The sequence below is a fragment of the Chryseobacterium formosum genome (assembly GCF_026460885.1).
GTDB classification, from domain to species: domain Bacteria; phylum Bacteroidota; class Bacteroidia; order Flavobacteriales; family Weeksellaceae; genus Chryseobacterium; species Chryseobacterium formosus.
Map to the genome: position 1 here is coordinate 364,458 of NZ_JAOVZW010000008.1, position 23,305 is coordinate 387,762.

Sequence of the window (23,305 nt, forward strand, 5' to 3'; positions counted from 1 at the left end):
TTTAATTCTAATCTTATTTCTTAGGCTGAATGAAAACTTTCTCAGTCGGGAATTTTTCTATTTCACCTTCCTTCAAACCAAAGTTCGTTACAACAACATCTTTCGGATTTCCAGCCAGCCATTCGCTCAAATCAATCGATTCATATTTTCCGCTGTTGAAGCCAATCAGAATTCTGCAAACGGTATCGCCTGTATTTTTGATGTAATGTCCGGCTCCCATCGGAACGTAACCCACATCTCCGGCACTGAACTGTTCTGTAACACAAGTAGATTCTGCTAAGAAAACCGACATTTCCGCCTGTCCTGAAATAAAATATTGCCATTCGTCCGCATTCGGATGCCAGTGCATTTCTCTCAAAGCGCCCGGCTGTAATTCTAAAATAGAACCGGACATTGTACTGCTGATAGGAAATTCTTTACTCGTAACCAATCTCTGCAAACCTCCGCCCGGAACAATTCTCGGCTGTTGTGAATGCAAAGGATAACGGTGAAAACTGGTTAATTCAATATCAGATTCATTTGGGCGAGCTTCTGCAACGAAAGACATCTCATCCGGAACAATTCCCGCTGCGAAGTAGGCTTCTTTTTGAGGTAAAGCCGCAATTTCTTCTAAAGTTAAACCTAAATTCTGCGCAACAATTTCAGGCGGTACAGACGAAACAAAATCAGTCACACTGAACGTATGGTCTTCAGAAAAATTACCGTTATCAAAAATCAAAATGAAATGACATTCTTCCGTTCCCGTCGCCTGAATCGAGTGGCCATAACCTTTTGGAAAATACCAAACGTCACCCGGTTCAAAATTGTCTGTATAACTGTGTCCGTCGGGATGGATAATTGTGGTACGAACTGTTCCCGAAATCACGTAAGCCCATTCAGCAGCATTGGCGTGCCAGTGCAATTCTCTCATACTTCCGGGTTGCAATCTCATAGAAACGCCTGCAATGCCGATAGAAGCAGGGAAATCTTTTACAGAGGCGCCTCTTGTAGTTCCGCCGTCGTTGGTTCTTGGTTCTTTTTTTTCTAATTCGTATTTGAAACTCAAAGATTCTGTTTTCATAATATTATTTTTTAGTGATTATTAATAAGTGTTTGTCTTTATTTCTATTGTAAAATTACTCCTGAATCAGCGGTTTTTCAGACCTTATTCGGTGAATAGGCAAAATGAGTCGTTGAGTTTTATGATGGAGTAGATGATGAATATTTTTAAACCAAAATGAAAATTTTTTAGAGTTACTTCAATCTTTTAGAGTTACTTCAATCTTATTGAATAGTTATTTTTGTCATTCTGAATGGAATTTTGCGAAGCATTATGAAATGAAGAATCTTTTAAAATCCAGATATTTGAGATTTTTCGACTCCACTTCGTTTCGCTCAAAATGACAGCCTTAGAAAATTTAAAATTTAACAAGATTCTTGGTTTTAAACAAACTACGGAAAATAAAACACCAATTCTAAACACAAAAATCACTGGACAGCTCCAATGATTTTAATAAAATATAATGTGTTGATTTTTTAAAAAGGCTGATTGTATTTGCCTGTCAATGCTTTGTTTTCGATGCTTTTCGCAAAGTTGGGTGTTTCTTCGTGATTGTGAGCGTCGGAAGCGGCTTGTCTTGAAGCGGCAGCATCAGCAAGATTAACATTGTGTTCTTTTAGATATTCGAACATTTCAGGCGTTGCAGTTGCGTGAATTTCGTTGGTGTACAAAGTCGTGTTGCCATCGATTTTAGTAGCTTTCAGTTCCCATAAAACCTGAACTTTTGTTCTTCCGCCTTTGGTAATAGAGTCTGAGATAGATAACATTCTGCAGTAATCAGGACGGTGCTCTACCGCTACATAATGCTGAACCATCAAAGCATCTCCGATTGTTTCGACGTTTAAAGAAACCGGTTCGCCATCATAAGTGGTAGAAATAGCTGCTCCGATATGCTGCGTAGAACATCTCTGATATTCAGCGTCGGGAAGATTGAGTAACCAATCTGCGATGTTTACTTTTTCGATTGGGGCATTGATAATCGCTGTAACTATAGAGTGAGATAATGCGTTTTCTGGTGTTTGAATAATTTCCATAATGTTTAAAGTTTAATTGTTTGTATTTGTTAATTTGATGGTGTAAAGCTACATTCAACAAATTTCAAAATCAATTAGGTTTCGATGAGCAGGCAGAAACTGTCGTTAAATGAGAAAAATAAGATTGTAATATTCCGGAGATAAAAGTTGTTTTATTTCAAACGAGTTGCGGGAAAGAAACTGCAATGTTTTTTTGTCTCAAACAAATTGTGGGAAACAAACTGCAAAGTATATTTGTTTGAAACAGATTGTTTGGAGAAAATGCAAATTGTGTTTTAGTTTAAACAGGTTGTTCAGAGGAAATACAAGTTGAGTTTGAGCTTAAACAAGTTGTTTTTTAAGAAAAGCTCTCAAACAAAAAATCCGTCTCAAACAAAATTGAGACGGATTTTATTTTATAATTAATTTTAATTATTTATAAAGCCATTTCCTAATCAGCTTCGTATAATTCGGCATCACTACAAAAATCACTAAAAACACCAGACATCCTGTACTGATGAAAGTATCAAAATAACGATTGGCAGGAATATTCATTAATCTTAAAGAGGGCAATAACAGCAATTGCATCAATAATGATAAAGGAAAAATAGCAGACCAAGTTGCTAAATATTGTTTCCAATGAACAGGAACTTTGTTTTCTTTTTCGCCATAAAAAAGAAAATCCAGACCAGATTTGATTTCGTAATTGTCTTCTTTTGTGAATAAGGGATGCGCTTTGTCAATCAGTTTTCTTCTTGTATCCGATTCCATCCAGTTTCTGAGATTTTCAATGGTGTCAAATCGGATAATGACGGTGTAAACAAAAGTAAGATTTGGAATCGGACGCACAATCTGCCAATCGAAAAAACCTTTTGCATTCTTAGCTACGGGTAGAATTTCATCCAACCAATTTTCATATTCGGTTTGTTTACCGTCGAGAACGTGGTGCGTGATGACTACGGATGCGCCTTGAGTTTCCATAATAATTTTGGTCTTTAAAAATCAATAGGAATGGGCTTTAGCCCGTTCGTTCCTGAAAAATAATAGGTTAGGCTTTAGCCAAAACTTAATCTAAATTTTGGCTAAAGCCGAGTTTATTAATATTTTAATCATCGGGCTAAAACCCGACGCAATTGATGAGCTTTTAAATTGATTGCATAAATAATTTAGTTTCAAAAAAAGATTTCAACAAAACATCTTTCACTTCTTCCAGAGCTAGTTTCGATTCTGGATTTTCTTCTTGGGTTAATTCCAAAACGTTTAGTTTTTCCTCCAATAAAGGAAGTAATCCCATTATCGCGACACTCGATTTTAAATCGTGCGCTCTCAATTTTAGCAATTTGAAATCTTTGTTGTCGTAAGCCAGTTTCAGTTCCTGCAAATGAGTTGGGACTTTATCTAAAAACTGTTGCGTCACGGTTCTCTCAAAATCCTTGTCGCCATTGCTGATAGACTTCAAATAAGTAAGGTCGATGAACTCATAATTAGAAGTGATTTCTTCAGCTTTTGTTTCCGTTTTTTCGTTTTCTTTCAATCCAAAATTGGAGATTAATTTGAATAATTCGTCTTCCTTTATTGGTTTGGAAATGTATTCGTTCATTCCACGGCTCATACATCTTTCGCGTTCACCGGCCAAAGCGTGTGCGGTCATTGCGATGATGGGCGTGCTCAGTTTCAATTGTTCACGGATGGTTTGCGTAGCTACATAACCGTCCATTTGTGGCATTTGGATATCCATTAAAACCAAATCACAATCATTATTTTTGAGAAATTCTACCGCTTCCAGACCGTTGTTGGCAGTTTCAAAATCGATGTTCCATTGTGAAAGAAGATGTTTCATTAGACTTTGATTGATGGCATTGTCATCCACGATTAACACTTTCAAAGGCGCATTTGTTTTATCTTTAAAATAATCAGTATCAACTTTTGGAACTACATTGAGCTGTTCTTTTGCAATTGTGTATGGAATATAAAAATGGAAAGTCGTGCCTTTTCTCTGTTCGCTGATGACTTCGATATCGCCGTTCTGCAACTGAATCAGACTTTTCACAATCGATAAACCAAGTCCGGTTCCGCCGTAATTTCGGGTTGTAGAATCTTCTCCCTGATTGAATCTTTCGAAGACTTCAATGAGTTTTTCTTTATCGATTCCGATTCCGGTGTCAGAAACTTTAAAACCGACAATGACTTCGTTTTCTGTCTGCTGTTTATTGTAAATTTCTATATTAATATTTCCTTGATGCGTAAATTTTATCGCATTTCCGATGAGGTTGACCAAAATTTGAGTCAGTCTTGTTGCGTCGCCATTCAAAGTATCAGGAATGGACGAATCTATTTTGCTTGAAATCGTCAATCCTTTTTCCTTGGCTCTTTCTACGAAAAATGTTTCGACAGAATTCACCAATCCATTGATGCTGAATATTCCTTTGGTAATGCGCATCATTCCGGCTTCGATTTTTGATAAATCTAAAATATCATTGATAATCGCCATCAGATTTTCCCCAGAACGTTGAATTGACGAGACAAATTCTTTCGAAGTTTCATCCAAAGGTCTTTTCTGCAAAAGGTTGGTAAAGCCTAAAATTCCGCTCAGGGGCGTACGGATTTCGTGGCTCATATTGGCGAGGAAATTTTCTTTTGTTTGTGCAGCGACCGAAGCTTTTTTCTCCGCAACATCCAATTCCTGAATCAATAACCGCTGACGTTTGAACTGACGAAGAATGTGATAACCGACAATGGAACCGCTTAAAATCAAAAGAATCAATAGGGAAATATCATACAATCTCGCTTTTTGTCCCATCGCTTCAGTTTCTTTACTGAGGTCAACCATATGAAGTTTCCGGCTTTCGTAGATTTTTGAAGTGATGGAAGTGATTTCGTTCGAAATTTTTCGAGCTCTTGGATTGGCAATAGAAGTATTGTCGTCCATATTTCCGAGAGTGTGATAACGAAGCAGTAATTTATCCTTCGTCGTTTTCTTTTCCATCGCGAGAACGCTCAGTCTGTGAATCCACTTTTCTTCAACATCATCAGAATTGTCTTTGGAAAGTGAGTCGAGAAAGTTTTCTATCTGATTTATTTTTTGGTCGATTCCTTCGAGATGAGTGGTGTCGTTGGTCGCTATGGAAGCTCTGATTCTGCTTTCAACGCCAAGAATATCACGGTCGATTTCACGCAAATGGTTGCTGGAACGCAACTCGTTGAGAAGTCGGTTGTTATTTTGAATAAGCTCTTTGGTATTTTTAGCCGAATTGATTTGAACCGCAATCAATAGGATAGAGCCCGCAATAAATGTGACGATGATGAAATAACTGAACCTTCTGTTTCCCATTACTGAGGATATTTTTTTCATAAGCGTTTATACTTATTTTGAATTGTTGAAAACCACCCCGTCAAAAATTCTTTCGAATTTTCGTCACCCCTCCAAGGGAGGGGAATTTTTGCGCTCTGATTAGAACGTCGAATTGTCGCAGCCCGACTTGAGCGGAAATCCTTTTTTGCTTGTTCTTTAGTTCTATTTAGACTGAAATTGTCTGCAAAAAAGATTGGGAGCGGAAGGCGGATTAAGCTGCCCAAACCTAACAAAGTGGTTCGACGTAGTCAAATAAAAATTTAAAAGACATTCATTCTTGTGTTGAGCGCTTTTCGGTACGCATCAGCAACGGGAATGAATTTTCCGTTTATCATAATTCCGCCGTCCTGAAGCGTGTCTATTTTGTTGACCGCAATGATGAAAGACCTATGAACACGGATAAAATCATCTTTTGGCAAACGTTCTTCTGCGGTTTTCATCTTGCCGTGGATGGCGAACATTTTTTCTCTTGTGTAGAATTTTACATAATCGCCCATTGCTTCCGCATAAAAAATATCATCGAGCTTCAAACGCCTTGTGATATTAGAATCTCTCACGAAAAGGAACTCATCTTTGGTGACTTCCACATCTTCTTTTCTGCTTTCCAAAATCGATTGTGCTTTGCTCACGGCTTGTAAAAATCTTGCTGGCATCACAGGTTTCAGGATGTAATCTGCGATATTCAGTTCGAAAGCTTCGAGTGCGTAATCTTTATTGGATGAGGTGAAAATAATGATAATGTCTTTCCCAGAAAGGTTTTTAGTGAGCTCGATTCCTGTCATTTCCGGCATTTCGATGTCCAAAAATATCAAATCTATCTGATTGTTCTGCAAATGATTGTAAGCTTCAATCGCGTTTGAATATTCATTGACAATCGTCAGATTCGGGACTTGTTTTGCTAAGTGTGCGAGTGTGGTTCTTGCGATATCGTTGTCATCAACAATCAAGGCTTTCATAGGGATAGTTTATTATGGTTGACACAAATATAATTATTCCTTTTCTTATTTTCTTTAATTTCTGAAGTAAGAACGAATCATCCAAGCCATTTCTTCGTGCGTTTCTATCAGGCTTGTGATGAAATCGCTGGAACCGTAATCTTTGTATTTGTCGGCGAAAGACGTCACATTTCCTCTTAGAAAATCGATAATGCTTTCGTGGTCTTTTAATAAATCCTTCATAAAGCCCAATCCGTCGTTGGTTCTCTCGCTGTATTCTGTAAGATGCGTCAATTCAAGATAGATTTTCATTGTGGCAGGTGCGTAATGCCCGATTTTTCGAAGACGTTCTGCAACGCTGTCGATTAATTCATCTAATTGTTTGTACTGTTCTTCGAAGAAGATGTGGTTGGCGTGGAAATTGTCGCCAGTCACGTTCCAGTGGGCGTTTCTGGTTTTGATGTAAAGTACAGTTTCGTCAGCCAATAATTTTGCCAATTGTTCTGCAACTGCTTCTGTGTTTTGCTCTGTAAGTCCGATGTTTGTTTTCATAATATTGAGATTTTAAGTTTCAGAGCGTTGTTGCTCTAATTCTTGTGTAAAGGTCTGTAAGAATCTTATGGAAATGATGGGTTTTTCGGTGAATGGGCAAAATGAGTCGGTGGAATTGGTATAGAGTAAGTTTCAATAAATTATTTAAAAGTAAAAAAGGATTTACTGCCTTTGGAATTTAGGCAGTTATTCCATTAATTCTCATCATTTCGGATATAAATTTGAATTGTAAATTTGTAATCAGCAAAATAATTTAATTTGAAACTTCCATTATCATATTATCTCAATCAGAATGTTCTTTTTCTGGCTAAAGATCTCTTGGGAAAAGTTCTTTTTACAAATATAAATGATGAAATAACCGCAGGAATCATCGTAGAAACCGAAGCATATTTTGGTGAGCAAGATAAAGCATCTCATGCGTATGGAGGTCGGCGCACCAAAAGAACCGAAACTCTTTACGGCAAAGGCGGTATTTCTTATGTGTATTTATGTTACGGAATTCATCATCTGTTCAATATTGTTACTTCTTTTGAAGGCGAACCTCACGGAATATTGATAAGAACTGTTGAACCATTAATAGGCAAAGAGATCATTGAATCAAGAAGGAAAATGCCTATTACGAAAACTACAATTTCATCAGGACCTGGTTCTGTATCAAAAGCTTTGGGAATTGATGGATCTTTCAATAAAAAAGACTTAACCGGAGAAGAAATCTGGCTTGAAGATCATCATATCCGATACAATTCTGATGAGATTGCTGAAGTACCACGAGTAGGAGTTGCTTACGCTCAAGAAGATGCATTTTTACCGTGGCGATTTTTTGTAAAAGGCAATAAATATGTAAGTAAGCCGAATAATTTTTAAATTTGAGCAAAAAAATCCTTTTTATTTCTTTTGAATTTCCAGATAAAGGTCTTGATAGGAGTGGACAAGGTCTTCAAGAGAAAATCCACGGTTCAAACCACTTGGATTAGGCAAAACCCAAACTTTTGAGCCACAAAATTCTTCAGACTGCAATCCCCAAGAAATCTGTTTTTTTTCGGAAAATGTTTTGTAAGCAATCTTGCCTAAAAATGCAATATATTTTGGGTGAAATTTTGTCATTTTGGTTTTAAAAACTCAAGAGAATGATCAAATTCTTCTTTTGAAAGTTCATCTGCCCGAGAAGTTGCTCTAGCTACAGCTGTAGTTAAGCCATATCCGAAATCTAAAATAGTAGTATCATTTTCGGCTTCAATTTGATGAGAAGTAAACCCCGAAAGATAAAGAACTTTCCAAAAACGATTACTTCTTCCGGAAAAGTGATGTCCGTCTTCAGCGGATTTTAAGCCAGGATTAATTCCGACAAAAATAACTTCAAGATTTGTATTGATAATATCTGTTAACATGATAAAAATGATTATATAATATTAATGAATGTTATTGAATTTTTGCAAACGAATTTTATGATTCTTAAATTTTGAAAGATGTCGACTTTTTGATTATTACATTTATCGCTTGAGCATAAAATATCCTAAATCATTCTTAGAAATTTTGAATAAAATAAAACTGAAAAAAAATTAAAAAAAATTTAACATTTATTATTAAGGAACGATCGTTCCGTAATTGTACATTTGCATCATAATAATTCAACAATTAATAATTTAAAACAATTTAAAATGAAAAATTTAGAAAACAAAGTAGCTATCGTAACATGAGTAAATAGCGGAATCGGATTTGCAGCAGCATCAGAATTATCAGCAAAAGGTGCAAAAGTAATTGTAACAGGAAGAAACAAAGAATCTTTGAAACAAGCTGAGGCTGAATTGAATGTAATAGGAATTCAGGCAGATCAATCAGATTTAAAATCTATCGACAGTTTAGTTGAGCAAGTTTCTTCTCAGTTCGGAAAAGTGGATGTAGTATTTTTAAATGCCGGAATCGCTGCATTTGCACCTTTAGATTCAGCATCTGAAGAGCATTATGACAGTATTATGGATATCAATGTAAAAGGAACTTATTTTACTATTCAGAAATTATTGCCAATTCTAAACGATGGTGCTTCTATTATCTTTAATACTTCAGTTAACGCTCATCTTGCAATGCCAAATTCAAGTGTTTATGCGGCAAGTAAAGCAGCCTTATTATCTTTAAACAAAGTTTTCGCTACAGAATTAGCACCAAGAAAAATCAGAGTAAATGCTGTATCTCCCGGTCCTGTCGAAACACCGATTTATAGTAAATTAGGATTGGAAAAAGAAGAAGTTGAAGGTCTTGGAGCGGCTTTAGGAGAAAAAATCTTATTGAAACGTTTTGCACAAGCCAATGAAATTGCAAAAACTGTTGGATTCTTAGCTTCAGATGACTCATCATTTACTACAGGAACAGAAATCGTTGTCGATGGTGGTTTAACTGTTAATTCTGTAATGTAAAATTTTTTTCTCAAATTACGGAATAATCATTCCGTAATTTTGTATCTTTGTAGGGTTATTTAATTTTGAAATCATGGCAAGAACTAAAGAATTTAATGAGGAGAAAGCTTTAGACAAAGCAATTGAGATATTTTGGCACAAAGGTTACAATGGAACTTCTGCTCAGGATTTGGTTACACATCTTGGCTTAAGCCGTTCCAGTTTGTATGATACTTTTGGGGATAAACAAAAATTATTTTCGCAATCTTTAAAAAGGTATCAAAATCAGAATCAAGATGCAATAGCAAATCTTTTCGATACATCAGAAAATATAAAAGAGACATTGCAAGATGTTTTCAAACAAGCAGTTATCGAAAGTCTGGAAGATCGAATTACTAAAGGATGCTTTATGGTAAACTCTTCCGTTGAATTAGCCATGCACGACGAAGAAATCGCAAAAATCGTTCAAAATAATGGACAGGTTATGGAAGATATTTTCACAAATGCAATACAAAAAGGTCAGGATTCAGGTCATATTTCTAAAAAACTGGAAGCCCGAATTTTAGCAAGATTTATCTTTAATAACTATTCAGGAATTAGGGTTTTGGCTCGAAGTGGAGAAAGAAATAAACAGGTTTATGATGATATTATTAAGGGCGTTTTCTCTGTCCTTTAAAATAATTATTTTCAATAAAAAGCCTCAATTATAATTTTAATTGAGGCTTTTTTAATTATTTGTTTTGTTAATTGATTTGAAGTTTTTAAACGATTCAAACCAATTTTTTTTAATTTCCCAAGTTGTATCAAGTTCTTTCAGTAAAGACTCATTTCGTTGAAAAATGTCACAGATTAATGAATAGTTTTCTTTGTGGTTTTTCCAATATTCAATGTTACTTTCTAAAACTGTATTCAATAAATCTCCTTCGTAGAAATCTCCTTCAGCAAGAATATTTTCATTTAATTTTTCAGTAGCAATCGGGATTAAATAGTCTAAACCTATATTTTGACCAATCATAATCCTTAAATCTTCAATAGAAAAATCATTCAGAGGTTTTTTACGTAAACGATTGCAGGTTACAATTAAATATGAATTTTCATCAGCATCTAATTCTTGCCAAATCTTTTTTTCAAGATTCTCTAATGTTTTAAATTTATAATTGTTTTCCATGATTAATTTCTATTGAAATTTTAACATTTGGTTTGAAATTTTTATTAAATATAGGTTAAGATTCAATTTAAACTGATTAGATAATGTAAATAATAGTTAACAGACCATTAATAGTGTGATAATAGGAAGTACATAGCTTTGCCGCATCAAAAACCTAATCCTATTATTCCATCTTATGAAACATTATTTACTGCTGCTTTGCTGCTTTGTCACACAAATCTGTTTTGGGCAAACGTTGGTTCCTTATCTGCAGAACCCAACTCCCAACTCGATGATTGTGAATTGGAAAACATCTTCCAATAACGAAACTACCGTTTACTACGGAACTTCTCCTACGAATCTAAGTGTTACTGTTACCGGAACAACTAATATTTTTTCTGATACCGGATATAGTAACAATTACTTTTATCACACGGCAAAAATTACGAATCTTCAGCCGAATACAAAGTATTATTACAAAACTAAAACAGGAACCAACGAATCTGCGGTATATAATTTTCGTACACTTCCTCTTCCAGGGCAGCCTGTAACGGCAAATGGGAAAATCAGATTTCTGATTATGGGAGATAATCAAATCAAAAATGAGCCGAGATACGACTCTCTTAATCTTCATGCTTACAAAAAAATTAAAGAAAGATTTGGTGCAACAAACGATCCTTCAGACAATATCGCTTTAACTTTTATGGTGGGAGATCAAGTAGACGTAGGAACACTTGACCATTATGAAAATGTTCACTTTAAGAAAAACCAAAAGCTTTCGCCTTATCTTCCCATTCAAACTACTGTGGGAAATCATGAAACTTACGGAACTTTAGGAATGAGTTCTTACTACGCTCACTTCTTTATTGATGAATTGAGCTACAAAAATATAAGCTCAGGAAACGAAAACTACTATGCACAACAGGCTGGAAATGTTTTATTCGTAAGTTTAAGTTCAGAACATACAGGTGCTGCACAACAAACTTGGCTTCAACAGGTTCTTGCTGCCGCTGCTACAGATAATACGGTACATTGGATTATTTCTTTAAGTCACAGACCTTATCAGGCTGAACAATATGTTGGTGATATTTCTACGTGGGTAAGAAATACAGCCGTACCAATGTTGACCGCTTCAGACAAATATTTAATGCATGTTGGCGCTCACCATCACCTTTATCACAGAGGACAGCTTAAAAATTCACCTAACTATCAAATTATTTCTGGTGGAACAGCGTGGGATCAATATTGGGGAATGTCTAACGAGCAGGATTTCGATGACGTGCAAAAAACACTGACTGATTGGACGTATCAAATTATTGAAGTTGATGTTACCAACGGAAAAGTTGATGTTGAAAGCTATTCAATAGGAAGTATTTATAACCAAAAAAACAGTGTTTTGGTTGACAGCTTCCACAGATATAAAAATTTAGCAAAACCTACAAAACCTGCTGTTAACAATGTATTTACAGCACCTGTAACTTTACCTTTGACTTTAAACGGAAGTGCTTTTTCAACTACAACTTCAGAACTTTTAAATACTTCTCAGTTCCTTATCAGTAAGACAGCAGATTTTTCTGTAATTGATAAAGAATTTTACCGTGATTATGAAAACTGGTTCGGAAAAGACGGTACCGGAAATCCTGATGTTACAAAGAATATAAATGCAGGAGTAGATATTACAAAAGCAACTATTCCGGCGAATTCTATCACAAACGGGGTTTACTACGTGAAAGTACGTTACAGAGACAGAAATCTGGAGTGGAGCGATTGGAGTGATGTAAAATCTTTTCAGATAACCGGAAGTGTGGTTTCTAATCCTCAATTGGTTTTAAACAAAACCGAATATCTTCAAAACGAAGCCATCCTTGCAACCTACACAGATGGTCCCGGAAATCAGCAGGATTGGATAGGAATTTACAAAAAAGGGCAAAATCCTACCGCAGTAACTTCCCAGACTTATAAATATACTGACGGACAAACTTCTGGAACAGCCAATTTCAATACAGGTTTAGCTACAAAAGGACAGTATTTTGCAGGCTTCTTTGCTAATAATGGATATACAGAAATTACCGGTAGAAAAAATTTCTACGTAGGACCAAAAGTTGTTTTACAGACGACAGCAGATTCTTATCCTGTTGGTGGAACTGTTGTAGTAAATTATTCTAACGGACCCAATCTTACGAATGACTGGATAGGAATCTACAAAATGGGACAAGTACCGGGATCAGCAAATCCTTCTGCAGCTTGGAGTTATGTAACTACTGCAGCCGGAACAAAAAACTTTACAGGATTGCCAAAAGGATATTATTATGCAACTTATCTTTTAGAAGATGGTTACACGCAAATAGGTGAGAAGGTTTTCTTTAAAGTAGGTGACATTGTTACCGATCTTTGGATCAATAAACCGGTTTACACTTTAGGAGAAAATATCACAGCATCATGGACGGATTCTCCGGGAATCATCAAAGATTGGTTAGGGATTTATCCTCAAAGTGTGCAAGTGCCAAATGATCAATTTACATCATACACTTATTTTGACGGAGTTACACAAGGTACAAAAACAATTACCGGAAATGTAAATGGTGTTCCAACAACGACCGGAAATTATTATATGGTAATGTTTACTAATGATTCCTATACCGAAGTTTCAAATAGAGTTTCTTTTGAGGTAGTGGGTGCAACTTTAGGCACAAACGAGACACACAATGCTACTGAGAAAAATGTAATTCTCTATCCAAACCCTGCAAAACCAGGACAACCGACTTTCATTAAAAGTGATTATCCTATTGAAAAAATTCAGCTTTTATCAGCTGCAGGACAATTATTATACGAAACTAAAAACGTAAATGACCAGAAATTCTCTTTAGTAAACGAAAATTTACCGAAAGGTGTTTATTTTGTAAAAGTACATACCAGAAAATTATTTACTTTAAAGCTTATTGTAGAATAAAACTAAAATTATTTTATCTAAAAATCCAACCTGAGCTATTACAGGTTGGATTTTTTTTCTTTAAAAATTAATAAATATTCTTCTTGGGATAGATTGTATATTTCTAAATAAGATATTTCTTCAAACCCTCCATCAAGCCTTGCCAAAGCATACTGAAAAAACTTCTTTCCGGCTCTCTTTTCTTTTCGATAACTACGTGATTGGGTTCACCAGTCGATTCGTCTTTTACAAACCAATTGGCAACCTTACTTAAAAGTTTTCTCTCATTTCCTTTTTTATTAAGGAAATTGACATACATCTCATTGTATTTGAAATAAAATTTCCCCGCAATTCCTGCATTGCTTCCGTAATAATCAAATTTCAGGTAATCAATATTTCCATCTAAAGTAATATTAAGATAAGGACGTACAAAAAGGTTTACATTTTCTGCAGAAAGCTTTTCAATACTGCCTTTAATGGTAAATTTATCGGCAGGATCGGTTACATCAAATTTCCAATTAACTTTCGTAGGTGCAGTTCCGTAAAAATCAAAAGATGCATCGGTATTTATTGTGGTTGGTTTACCTTTAATCTTCGCATTATTTACATTAGAAATAGTTGCATTAAAACGGTTAAAAGTCAGTTTTCCCGGAATATTGCTGTTCTCTGCATTTTCTTCATATTCCAGATTAGAATTCTTTAGATTAATTTTTTGGATGAATAAAGGGATTTTTACGTCACGAAGTTTTTTACTGAAAAGATATCGTACCGCAATATCATCCGGCGGAGCCAAATCATGATAAATATTACAGTTTAAACCATCAATATCGATTGTATTTAAATCTATATTTTTATGTTCTTCAAAAATCGATTTACTGTCTTTTATACTTATTTTTTTCGCAGTAATGGTATATAAATCCTCTTCTTTTGCAATCACTTTGCTAAACCCGGCTCGAGAATATTTTGGAAGATAATTAAAACTGTTGATTTCAGTCGTTTTACCATTATTTTTTACTTGACCTAATTTTAGCTTGTAGTATTTACCTGCATCCAAATAAATATTTTCGGCATTAATATCGCTTTTTTGCGTGGCAAAAGGAAAACTACTTTTTAATAATTGAGTGTTTGAAACAATCTGATCAAGTTTCACATCCAACTTTCCGATGGACATTTTATCCAAATTCTGAACTTTTTGCGAAATTTTCCCATTATTGATATGCAAAAATCCAATATTTGCAGTAAATTCTGGTGGAGTAGTAGTTTTTTTTGCTTGTTTCTTCTTATTTACTGCAGAAATAATTTTAATTTCAGGATTATTCACTTCAATTCCTTGAAATTTAATACTCAGTTTTTGCCCGATATATTTACTTTGGTTGTTCAGTATTTTGATTTGTTTTGTATTGATGTTAAAAAGGTCTTTAGTAGAACTTTTGCTCAAAGCAATCATTTCAAATCCGTCAATAGTAATATTTGAGTCTTTTGAAGAAATGCTTTTAATTTTAATAGCCTGAAGCGGATCTGCTTTAAAATAAATATTTTGAGCTTCAATATCATGTTTTGTAAATCGGAAAGGAATTTTTTCTTTTACCGTATTTTTATCGAAAACAATATCACTCAAATTAAAATTGAAATTGTCAACGGAAGCAGTTTTTTCTTTATTACTCTGAAAAACATTAATTTTTCCTTTCTTGAAATAGATATTTTTTAAACCTATTTTCAAATCAATTTCTTTTGGATTATCGGTTTTATCGACGATGTTTTTTCCTGTTGAATATACTTTTAAATCTGGATTTTCAAAAGTGATATTTGAAACAATCAATGAATCCTGACTGACGTTGAAGTTTTCAGCACTTAGATTTTGAGTAGAAAAATCAAATACGTTTTTTGAATTGTATTGATGGGTAGGTTTTAAAGGTTTAAGATGAAATTGTAATAATTCCAGCTTTTTGTTTGCTGCATTTATTTTATCGGCTACAATTTCATAATTATCATTTACGCCAATTTTTACCTCATCAGCATTTATTTTAAACTCTGAAAAAGCCAAAGGAATTTTAGATTTTTGATCACTCTGTTTAATGTCCTTTAGCTGGACAATAATGTTTTTACCTTTAAAAACGGGCTTTCCAATAAAGTTTTCTATGTCTGCAGAAACATTGTTGATGGTAACATTATTGATGTGCAAATCTAATTTTGAATTTTTAGATTCTTTATTTTTTTTAGGCTTTGCCAACTTTACTTTAATGTTGGAATCGGTAAGGAGAAAGCTTTCAGCATGATATTTTTTACTGAAAATAGCTTTCATAATAGCCACATCTGCAATATTAATGCTTTTTATTGTACCATTTATTTGTGTTACTGAAGTGTCTTTAGGATTTTTAGTGGTGATTTTAAGATCAGATGCTTTAAGATTACCTTTTATTAAACTTAAATTAAATCCTTTCAGTTCAACTTTGTAAGGTGTTTTGTCATTAATAAGATCGGGAAGTTTTTTTTGCAGATAATAATCCAATGCAAATGGAAAAATGCAAACAATGGCGAAAAAAATTCCGACTGTCCAAAGTATCTTTTTTTTGAGCGTTTTCTTTTTTACGGTTGAGTCTTTCATTTGGTTATTGGCTATTATTGAGGACATTAACAAAACATATTCCAAAGTGATTTTTGGTGCCTGAGATTAAGCAGAGTAGCTTGAAATTGGAAACACAAGAAGATTTATCCTATACAATTACAGGATTTGAAAATTTAGTAGAACGAAAAATTTAAGTGTGAAAATATAACTAATTCATCAGCAATCCTTTAATTTTAGAAACCAGATCATCCAAATCAAACGGTTTTGCAACAAACGCATCTGCACCTGCATCTGAAGCGATATCACTGCCATCAACACTTGCAGATAAAACAATCACAGGAATATTTTTAATATCATCCATTTGACGAATTGTTTTCAACACTTGATCACCCGATAAAAGCGGCATCCATAAATCTAAAAGCAGGAGATCAGGAGAGTTTTCTTTTATATTATCGATAAGATCCGGACTGTTGATTTCCGTAAATACTGTGAAATCTTCCGTTTCCAGCAGCATCTGAATCACATCCAGTATTCCTTGGTCGTCATCACAGACCATTATTTTCTTATTATTCATTATCATTAGTTTTCATTATTGGAAGGGTAAAGCTGAACGTGGAACCTTGTCCCGGTTCGCTTTCTACCCAAAGTGTACCGTTGTGATTGGCAATAATTTCGTGAGAAATATAAAGACCAATTCCTAATCCGGGAAATTTTTTCTGTATGTTTCCGGCTCTGAAAAACCGGTTAAATATTTTTGCTTTATCTTGGTTATTAATTCCAATACCATAATCTTTAATTGATATTTTCACATAATTTCCAACCTTATTTGCATAAATATCAATGTTTTTGGAATTTGGTGAATATTTAACTGCATTTGAAATCAAATTATTAATTACTTGCGTAACCTGCAGATCATCGCCCATTATCGTGGCTTTTGTAATTCCTTCCAAATTAATTTTATGCCTAGGATGAGAAATTGAGATGGTCTCAATAGTATCTTTTAAAAGTTTGTCTACTTCGAAAGGCTCTTTATGAATTTCAATATTTCCTGATTGAATTTTTGAGGTATCAAGAAGCCCGTTAATCAATTCGTTTAAACGGTCAACGTGAATGGAAATTTTATCTAAAGTAGAAATATATCGCTCCGTAGAATTTTCCGGCATCATTCTTTGTAAAAGTTGCACCAAACCTTTAATTGTCGTTAAAGGAGTTTTCAATTCATGACTTGCAATTGAAAGAAAATCATCTTTTCGTCTGTCGAGCTCTTTCTTTTCTGTAATATCTTCAATAGCGATTAAAATTCGGTCTTTGTATTGTCCTTCAAACTCAATTCTGTAAGCATTAAGCAACATAATTTTTCTTCCTATAAATGGGAAAATATGTTCTACTTCATAATCAATTACAGGATTGTTAGTTGGTAATATTTTTGTCAATAAATTTTTCAGAGAAGGAATATCCCATTGATGGTTTCCCAATTCGAAAAGCAGTTTCCCTACTGTATCTTCGTTGGTAACTTTAAATGAATTTAAAAAGTGTGTATTTGCACTTAAAACCTTATAGTCATTATCTAAAACCAAAAGACTTTCACGAACGGTTTGAATAATACTGGAAAGAAAAGCTTCTTTATCTACCAGTTCTTTGGTTCTCTGCTTTATCTTTTTTTCAACCGAAAGTTTTTCTTCTCTGAGCTCATTTTCTGCACGTTTTCGGTCAGTAATATCATTTTGTACACCAATAAAATGAGTAACTTTATTATCGGCATCTTTTACGGGAGAAATATAGAGTTCATTCCAAAAAAGAGTACCGTTTTTCTTATAATTACGCATTTCAACTTTGCACTCTTTTTCTTGAGAAATGCAATCTTTGATGATTTGTCTTTCTTCCTGATTGCGATCTTCCTGCTGTAAAAAACGACAATTGTGACCAATAATTTCGCTGTGAGAATATCCTGTAATGATTTCAAATGCTTTATTACAATAAATAATAGGATTATCAGGCTGAGTATTATCGGTGATGATAATCCCAGAATTGGCAGAATTTAAAGCCTGAAGATAAATTTCAATATTATTATGCATTACAATAAGCTGTTTTTGAAGTTTCTAAATCATGCCTCCAAATAACATTGAATGTTCATATTGAAAGGCATTTATATGATAGACTTAGTTGTGATAACTGCTATACAACTATTATGCCTCGCTTATTTTTATAGCTGTTAAATATTGATATTGTGATTGAAAATGATCGTCTGATATACTAATCTATGATGATTTATTAAACAAACAATAAAATTATAATGGTAGTGTAAACCAAAAACTGCTTCCTTCACCAACAGTACTTTCTACACCGATTTCTCCGCCGTGTTTTTTAATGATTTCTGATGAAATATAAAGACCTAATCCTAGTCCGGAATATTTTCTTCCTTCATGAGTAGCACGATAATAACGGTCGAAAAGGTAAGGTTGTACTGATGGATCAATTCCAGCTCCAAAATCTTTTACGGTTACTTTTACATTTTTCTCTGTCGGCTCAATGATAAGGTGAATTTTTTCAGAATCTGCAGCATACTTTACAGCATTGTTTACAAAATTGACTACAACTTGTTCAATCCTGTTTTCATCGGCTGTAACGGTTGTTGAAAGATCTCCATCGATGATTAATTTAAATTTACCATCAAGTCTGATGTCATTACAACAACCTTCAAGCATTTTTGAAATATTGAAGTTCTGTTTTTTTAACTGTAATTGATCTTCACTGATTCTGTGCATATTCAATAAATCATCAACCAAAGTATTAAGCTTTTCCAAACTTTGGGAAGACTGATCAATAAGTTTCGGAATCATCGGATGATTCGGATTTTCTTTTAATCTTGTTAATAATTGAATGGTTGCTTTCAGACTTGTAATTGGCGTTTTTAATTCATGACTTGCAATACCAAGAAAATCATCTTTTTGTGTTTCGTAATTTTTTCTTTTTGTTATATCTAATGCAATTCCGGTCATGCCGATTGCTAGACCATTTGCGTCATAACTTGGCAGTCCTGAAGAGTGAATCCAATGAATCGATTGGTCTTTCTTTTTAATTTTATATTCTGCGTTATATGGTTCTCTGCTTTCTATTGACTGATTAATTTTATCATAAATAGGCTCTCGATATTCAGGCATAATGATGTTCATAATATCATCAAACTGTAGATCTTCATTATCTTTAAGTCCATAAATAGTTTTGAAAATAGAAGAACCAGTTAATTCCTGATTTTGAATATTAAGATGGTAAGAACCTAGTTGTCCTGCATTCAAAGCAATTTCAAGCTGTTGATTCAAATCTTCAAGCTCTTTCTTTTTATTAATTCTTTCAGTTACTTCATTTGCAATTACAATAATAGCAATGGTTTCATCAGAATCATTTTTGAGTGGTTCATAAATAAAATCAAAAAAACAATCGCTGAGAATTCCTTCAACTTCTAGTTTTACAGGTGCAGTATCTCCAATATATGTTTTTCCCGAAGTGAAAACATCGTCTAAAATTGAAAGATAAGGTTGACCTTTTAATTCAGGTAGGGCTTCAGCAAGAGGTAACCCTAAAACAGCTGATGTTTTTCCCCAAACCATTAAAATCATTTCGTTGGCAACTTCTATAACCAAATCACGACCGGTAAGAATTCCGAATGCGATTGGCGCTTTGCTGATAAATGACTGTAAACGCTGCTGACTTTTTTTAAGATCCTGATTTAATGATATCGTCAAATCAAATGATTTGGTCAGTTCAATATTCGTGGAATTCAGCATTTCATTGGTTGCTTCCATTTCAACATTGAATTCAGCTAAATTCTGAACTGCTTTTTTAAGATCTTCTTGGGTTGTAAGAAGCTGTGTGTTAACGTGCTGAACTTGCTCAATGGTTTCTAAAGATGATCTGCGAAGCTCAATCTGATCCATAGCTGTTTTGGCCAAGCCTTCAAGAATTCCTCTTTCTGAATCACTAAATTCTCTTGGTTTTTGGTCTATGATACATAATGTGCCAATAAGAAATCCGTCATGAGTAATCAGCGGAGCTCCAGCGTAAAATCGTAATCCAAAATCACCAATTACATTTGGGTTTGCCTGAAGACAAGATTCTTTCAGAGCATCTTCAAACACGGTAACATCTTTATCTAAAATAGCTAATGCACAAAGACTTTTCCCACGATTCGCCTTTTTTGCATTCCCCATTCCTATATTCGCTTTAAAAAATACAGATTCTGAATCTACAAGAGATAAAAGCGAAATGGGAACATTAAAAATCTGAGCGGCAAGTCGTGCAATTCCGTCGAAACTTTCCTCCGATGGAGTATCTGTTATTCTGTAACGCTGTAAAGCTTCCAGTCGCTGAACTTCATTTTCGGGAATGATGTTGATTCCAAAAGTATTTTCTATCATAGCAGCAATCCTAATAGATGTAATACTTCTTAGGGGTGTAAAGATAATGCTTTATGCAATATAAATTAATTCTTCAATTATAATTTCAAATCACATAACATAATTGTTTATTTTTAAATTGTATGAAAAAAAGATTCGAAAATTTGAATTTAGAAATCTATCAATTTGAATTTTAGTCTCATAGAAACTGATAGATGATAACTCTTAACATTGGCTTAATATTAGATTGGCAAAGTACAGAATATTATTACCATGATTTTAAAACATTCTAAGATTGACATTACTATAGAGCATCTCAACGCTCGGTCATTTGTAAATTTTTTGGTCGAACTGCAGAATTTATTAGATTATATTGGTGATAAATTACTTCCGTCCAATCAATCTATTTCTGTTGCGGAAAGCGTAACATCGGGATTTTTGCAGTTTTCTTTTTCTCAGATGAAAGATGCTTCAAAATTCTTCAAAGGCGGAATCACAGCTTATACATTGGAAGAGAAAATTTCGCTTCTCGATATTAATGAAAAAGAAGCAGTTGCCAATGATTGCGTTTCTTCGAATATAGCTGAAAATATGGCATTGGAAGCTGCTGAAATTTTTAAAAGTGACTGGTCGATAGGCGTTACTGGCTATGCAACACCTGTAGAAGATTCAAAAAATAAATTATTTGCGTATTTTGCTATATCGTACAAAGGAAATATTATACTTTCTGAAAAACTTGATTTGCATTCGAGAACAATGTCTCTGAAAGCACAGTTGTATTACAGCGAATTTATTTTAGGCTGTTTTAAACTTGAACTGGATAAAATGTCTATTCAATCATAAATCAGCTTTAGTTTAAAATTAAAAAAAATAATATAATTTCAACTTTGACGTTTTAAATTTTTCATCTTCTTTAATGTACATTCATGCAGAAAAATAATCTGAAAAAACATTCTTTCATCAATAATTTATATCGAAAAAATATCATTTTTTTTATTCTTTTGCTCTGTGTTTTTCTTTTGTTGACGTCTTTTATAAAAAATGATTCATTGCTTTCTTGGGATATTTACGTATCCTCGGCTTTTCAAAAGTATGAACATTCTTTTTTAGAAAATTTAATGAAAGGTTTAAGTTGGTTGGGTTATTCTCCGATAGCATTTCTGCTGATTTGTTTCACGTCTTTGTTTTTTTTTATTAGTAAAAAAAAGAGAGAAGCCTATCTGATTTTATCTACAATTCTTACTGGAGGAATCAGCTGGATTTTAAAAATGTTGATCGACAGACCAAGACCGGGAACCGATTTTGTAAGAATAGTTCAGGAAACGCATTTTCAGAGTTTTCCAAGTGGTCATGTTCTATTTTATACGGTTTATTTCGGATTGCTTTCTGTTATTATCGGGTATGATAAAACATTGGATCAAACGAAAAAGACAGTTTTTATTTCTCTGATGGTTTTGATGCTCATATTAGGAGCAATGTCGAGAATATATCTCGGTGCACATTGGTTTACAGATGTGATGGGAGGTTTTATTGTAGGATTACAATTTATTATTGTCGCAGCTTCATTGTATCTAAAAAAAAATGTAAAAACGGAAACTGCTTCTTATTAAATGAAAAGCTAATCAATTAAATGAAATAGATATAAAAAATATTCCCAGCAAAACGCTGAGAATATTTTGGTTCCCTTAAATAGCTATTTTAAAATAGTTCATTTCCATAATTTCAATATTTGTGCCATTTTCTCCGAATTTCTAAAAATAGAAGTGAAAATTTACATTGTTTAATACAAACCTTCAAGTTCATCAATAAGAATTTGTACTTGTAAAGGCCTTTTCTTTTTATCGACTTCCAGTCTGTTGTAAAAACCAGTTTTCACGATGACCATATTTTTTTCAGGAAGAATGATAATAAATTGACCTAAAAAGCCATAGAAAAATCGTGTAGTAGATGATGTTTCGTCATTTGCCCAAATTGTATAACAAAAAGCCTCATTTTCTTTGGTTGGATTAAGCATTCTCTTGTAATAATCAGAATTTAAAAGTTGTTTGCCGTTCCAGTTTCCATTTTGCAAAATCAATTGTCCTATTTTTGCCAAATCTCTTGCCGTTGCATGAATGCAGCAAAACGCCTTTTCCGTTCCTTTTTCGTCTGTACTCCATTTTGCAGGAAATTCCATTCCCAGCGGAATCCATAATTTTTCAGAAAGATATGACGCCAGACTTTTTCCTGTAATTTTTACTATGGCTAATCCTAAAAGTTGTGCAGAAACACTTTGATACTCGTAATTAATTCCCGGCATTTTATTAATTTCTGTTTCAAAAGTTTGTTTTGCAAGATCTTCAACAAAATATTGTTTTGAATTTTCTGCAAACGGATGTCGGTATTCTTCGTCCCAATCAAATCCGCCCTGCATTGTCATTAGATGACGAAAAGTGAGATGTTTACCAAATTTACTCTCTTTATATTGAGGAAAAACTGAAGATATCAATTCATTTTCAGAATCTAAAAAACCGTCATCAATAGCACAACCTACCAAAATAGAAAGAAAACCTTTTGACATTGAGAAAGAATTCATCAATGAAGAATAGTCGTGATCTTTCCAATATTGTTCGTGAACGAGCGTATTATCTTTAATAACAATCAGTGAAGAAGCTCTTGTTTTTTTAAGTTCGTTCTCCAATCGTTCTGAAATTTTTTTGGAATTATATTCAGCGCTTTTTTTCCAAGGTTGAGGTTTAGAATTAGAAATAATATTAGAAGGAAATTTTTCGACATCATCAATTGAAGGCGTTAAAGGTCCTTTCTTTAAATTTATACCAATGGCTTTGAAGATATATCCATAACCCGACAGATAGATTATTCCTGCAATTGCTGTGCTTCCCGCTATAATTCCTAGAAATACTTTTTTCATATGTAATGGAATTTAATATTCAAAGCATGTGCCATTGGTTTTGAAAAAAGCGACTACTAAGATCATAATTGATTCGT

Annotated in this window: 20 protein-coding genes; 6 read left to right on the plus strand and 14 right to left on the minus strand. The window is 33.8% G+C overall.

Features of this window, described 5'->3' with window-relative positions:
• Positions 1-13: 13 nt before the first annotated feature.
• The 6 genes from OF897_RS07970 to OF897_RS07995 all read right to left on the minus strand — a co-directional run bounded on the left by OF897_RS07970 (position 14) and on the right by OF897_RS07995 (position 6,891).
• The gene (locus tag OF897_RS07970; protein WP_267265164.1) at positions 14-1,060 is read right to left on the minus strand and encodes a cupin domain-containing protein; all 1,047 of its coding nucleotides are present in this window, start codon (positions 1,058-1,060) and stop codon (positions 14-16) included.
• A 455-nt stretch (positions 1,061-1,515) separates the two neighbouring features.
• Positions 1,516-2,073, minus strand: coding sequence for a hypothetical protein (locus OF897_RS07975; RefSeq protein ID WP_267265165.1), 558 nt, complete (start codon positions 2,071-2,073; stop codon positions 1,516-1,518).
• Between the two features lie 411 nt (positions 2,074-2,484).
• Complete coding sequence (locus tag OF897_RS07980) at positions 2,485-3,033, minus strand: antibiotic biosynthesis monooxygenase (protein ID WP_267265166.1); 549 nt, start codon at positions 3,031-3,033, stop codon at positions 2,485-2,487.
• Between the two features lie 163 nt (positions 3,034-3,196).
• Positions 3,197-5,404 carry a hybrid sensor histidine kinase/response regulator gene (locus tag OF897_RS07985; protein WP_267265167.1) on the minus strand — a complete coding sequence of 736 codons (2,208 nt, stop codon included), beginning with the start codon at positions 5,402-5,404 and terminating at the stop codon, positions 3,197-3,199.
• A 260-nt stretch (positions 5,405-5,664) separates the two neighbouring features.
• A complete protein-coding gene (locus tag OF897_RS07990) occupies positions 5,665-6,360 on the minus strand; it encodes a LytR/AlgR family response regulator transcription factor (RefSeq protein WP_267265168.1) in 696 nt (231 codons plus the stop codon).
• A 54-nt stretch (positions 6,361-6,414) separates the two neighbouring features.
• Entirely contained in the window at positions 6,415-6,891 is a 477-nt protein-coding gene (locus OF897_RS07995; RefSeq protein ID WP_267265169.1) for a Dps family protein, read from the minus strand.
• Positions 6,892-7,149: 258 nt separating this feature from the next.
• Between OF897_RS07995 and OF897_RS08000 the strand changes: the two genes are divergently transcribed.
• Entirely contained in the window at positions 7,150-7,755 is a 606-nt protein-coding gene (locus tag OF897_RS08000) for a DNA-3-methyladenine glycosylase (protein ID WP_267265170.1), read from the plus strand.
• A 21-nt stretch (positions 7,756-7,776) separates the two neighbouring features.
• On the opposite strand, the gene OF897_RS08005 is transcribed toward OF897_RS08000, so the two are convergent.
• The gene (locus OF897_RS08005; RefSeq protein WP_267265171.1) at positions 7,777-7,995 is read right to left on the minus strand and encodes a uracil-DNA glycosylase family protein; all 219 of its coding nucleotides are present in this window, start codon (positions 7,993-7,995) and stop codon (positions 7,777-7,779) included.
• Complete coding sequence (locus OF897_RS08010) at positions 7,992-8,279, minus strand: mismatch-specific DNA-glycosylase (protein ID WP_267265172.1); 288 nt, start codon at positions 8,277-8,279, stop codon at positions 7,992-7,994. Before OF897_RS08010 ends, OF897_RS08005 begins: the two co-directional genes overlap by 4 nt.
• Positions 8,280-8,600: 321 nt before the next feature.
• On the opposite strand from OF897_RS08010, the gene OF897_RS08015 reads away from it, so the two are divergent.
• Both OF897_RS08015 and OF897_RS08020 read left to right on the plus strand, forming a co-directional pair.
• The gene (locus tag OF897_RS08015) at positions 8,601-9,302 is read left to right on the plus strand and encodes an SDR family oxidoreductase (RefSeq protein ID WP_267265254.1); all 702 of its coding nucleotides are present in this window, start codon (positions 8,601-8,603) and stop codon (positions 9,300-9,302) included.
• 73 nt (positions 9,303-9,375) lie between these two features.
• Positions 9,376-9,957 carry a TetR/AcrR family transcriptional regulator gene (locus tag OF897_RS08020; RefSeq protein ID WP_267265173.1) on the plus strand — a complete coding sequence of 194 codons (582 nt, stop codon included), beginning with the start codon at positions 9,376-9,378 and terminating at the stop codon, positions 9,955-9,957.
• 51 nt (positions 9,958-10,008) lie between these two features.
• On the opposite strand, the gene OF897_RS08025 is transcribed toward OF897_RS08020, so the two are convergent.
• A complete protein-coding gene (locus OF897_RS08025) occupies positions 10,009-10,449 on the minus strand; it encodes a contact-dependent growth inhibition system immunity protein (protein ID WP_267265174.1) in 441 nt (146 codons plus the stop codon).
• 175 nt (positions 10,450-10,624) lie between these two features.
• Between OF897_RS08025 and OF897_RS08030 the strand changes: the two genes are divergently transcribed.
• Positions 10,625-13,378, plus strand: a complete 2,754-nt coding sequence (locus OF897_RS08030) for a fibronectin type III domain-containing protein (RefSeq protein ID WP_267265175.1) — start codon at positions 10,625-10,627, stop codon at positions 13,376-13,378.
• Between the two features lie 103 nt (positions 13,379-13,481).
• Here the strand turns inward: OF897_RS08030 and OF897_RS08035 are convergent, their stop codons facing one another.
• The 4 genes from OF897_RS08035 to OF897_RS08050 all read right to left on the minus strand — a co-directional run bounded on the left by OF897_RS08035 (position 13,482) and on the right by OF897_RS08050 (position 20,338).
• Positions 13,482-15,989 carry a hypothetical protein gene (locus tag OF897_RS08035; protein ID WP_267265176.1) on the minus strand — a complete coding sequence of 836 codons (2,508 nt, stop codon included), beginning with the start codon at positions 15,987-15,989 and terminating at the stop codon, positions 13,482-13,484.
• Positions 15,990-16,131: 142 nt separating this feature from the next.
• Positions 16,132-16,497 carry a response regulator transcription factor gene (locus tag OF897_RS08040; RefSeq protein ID WP_267265177.1) on the minus strand — a complete coding sequence of 122 codons (366 nt, stop codon included), beginning with the start codon at positions 16,495-16,497 and terminating at the stop codon, positions 16,132-16,134.
• Positions 16,490-17,998 carry a sensor histidine kinase gene (locus OF897_RS08045; RefSeq protein WP_267265178.1) on the minus strand — a complete coding sequence of 503 codons (1,509 nt, stop codon included), beginning with the start codon at positions 17,996-17,998 and terminating at the stop codon, positions 16,490-16,492. Before OF897_RS08045 ends, OF897_RS08040 begins: the two co-directional genes overlap by 8 nt.
• 213 nt (positions 17,999-18,211) lie before the next feature.
• On the minus strand, positions 18,212-20,338 hold the full coding sequence (locus OF897_RS08050) for an ATP-binding protein (protein ID WP_267265179.1): 2,127 nt from the start codon (positions 20,336-20,338) through the stop codon (positions 18,212-18,214).
• A gap of 252 nt (positions 20,339-20,590) precedes the next feature.
• Between OF897_RS08050 and OF897_RS08055 the strand changes: the two genes are divergently transcribed.
• Together OF897_RS08055 and OF897_RS08060 are read left to right on the plus strand one after the other, a co-directional pair.
• Positions 20,591-21,160, plus strand: coding sequence for a CinA family protein (locus OF897_RS08055; protein WP_267265180.1), 570 nt, complete (start codon positions 20,591-20,593; stop codon positions 21,158-21,160).
• A gap of 275 nt (positions 21,161-21,435) precedes the next feature.
• Positions 21,436-21,927 carry a phosphatase PAP2 family protein gene (locus tag OF897_RS08060; protein WP_267265181.1) on the plus strand — a complete coding sequence of 164 codons (492 nt, stop codon included), beginning with the start codon at positions 21,436-21,438 and terminating at the stop codon, positions 21,925-21,927.
• A gap of 170 nt (positions 21,928-22,097) precedes the next feature.
• On the opposite strand, the gene OF897_RS08065 is transcribed toward OF897_RS08060, so the two are convergent.
• Entirely contained in the window at positions 22,098-23,228 is a 1,131-nt protein-coding gene (locus OF897_RS08065) for a serine hydrolase domain-containing protein (RefSeq protein WP_267265182.1), read from the minus strand.
• Between the last annotated feature and the right edge of the window lie 77 nt (positions 23,229-23,305).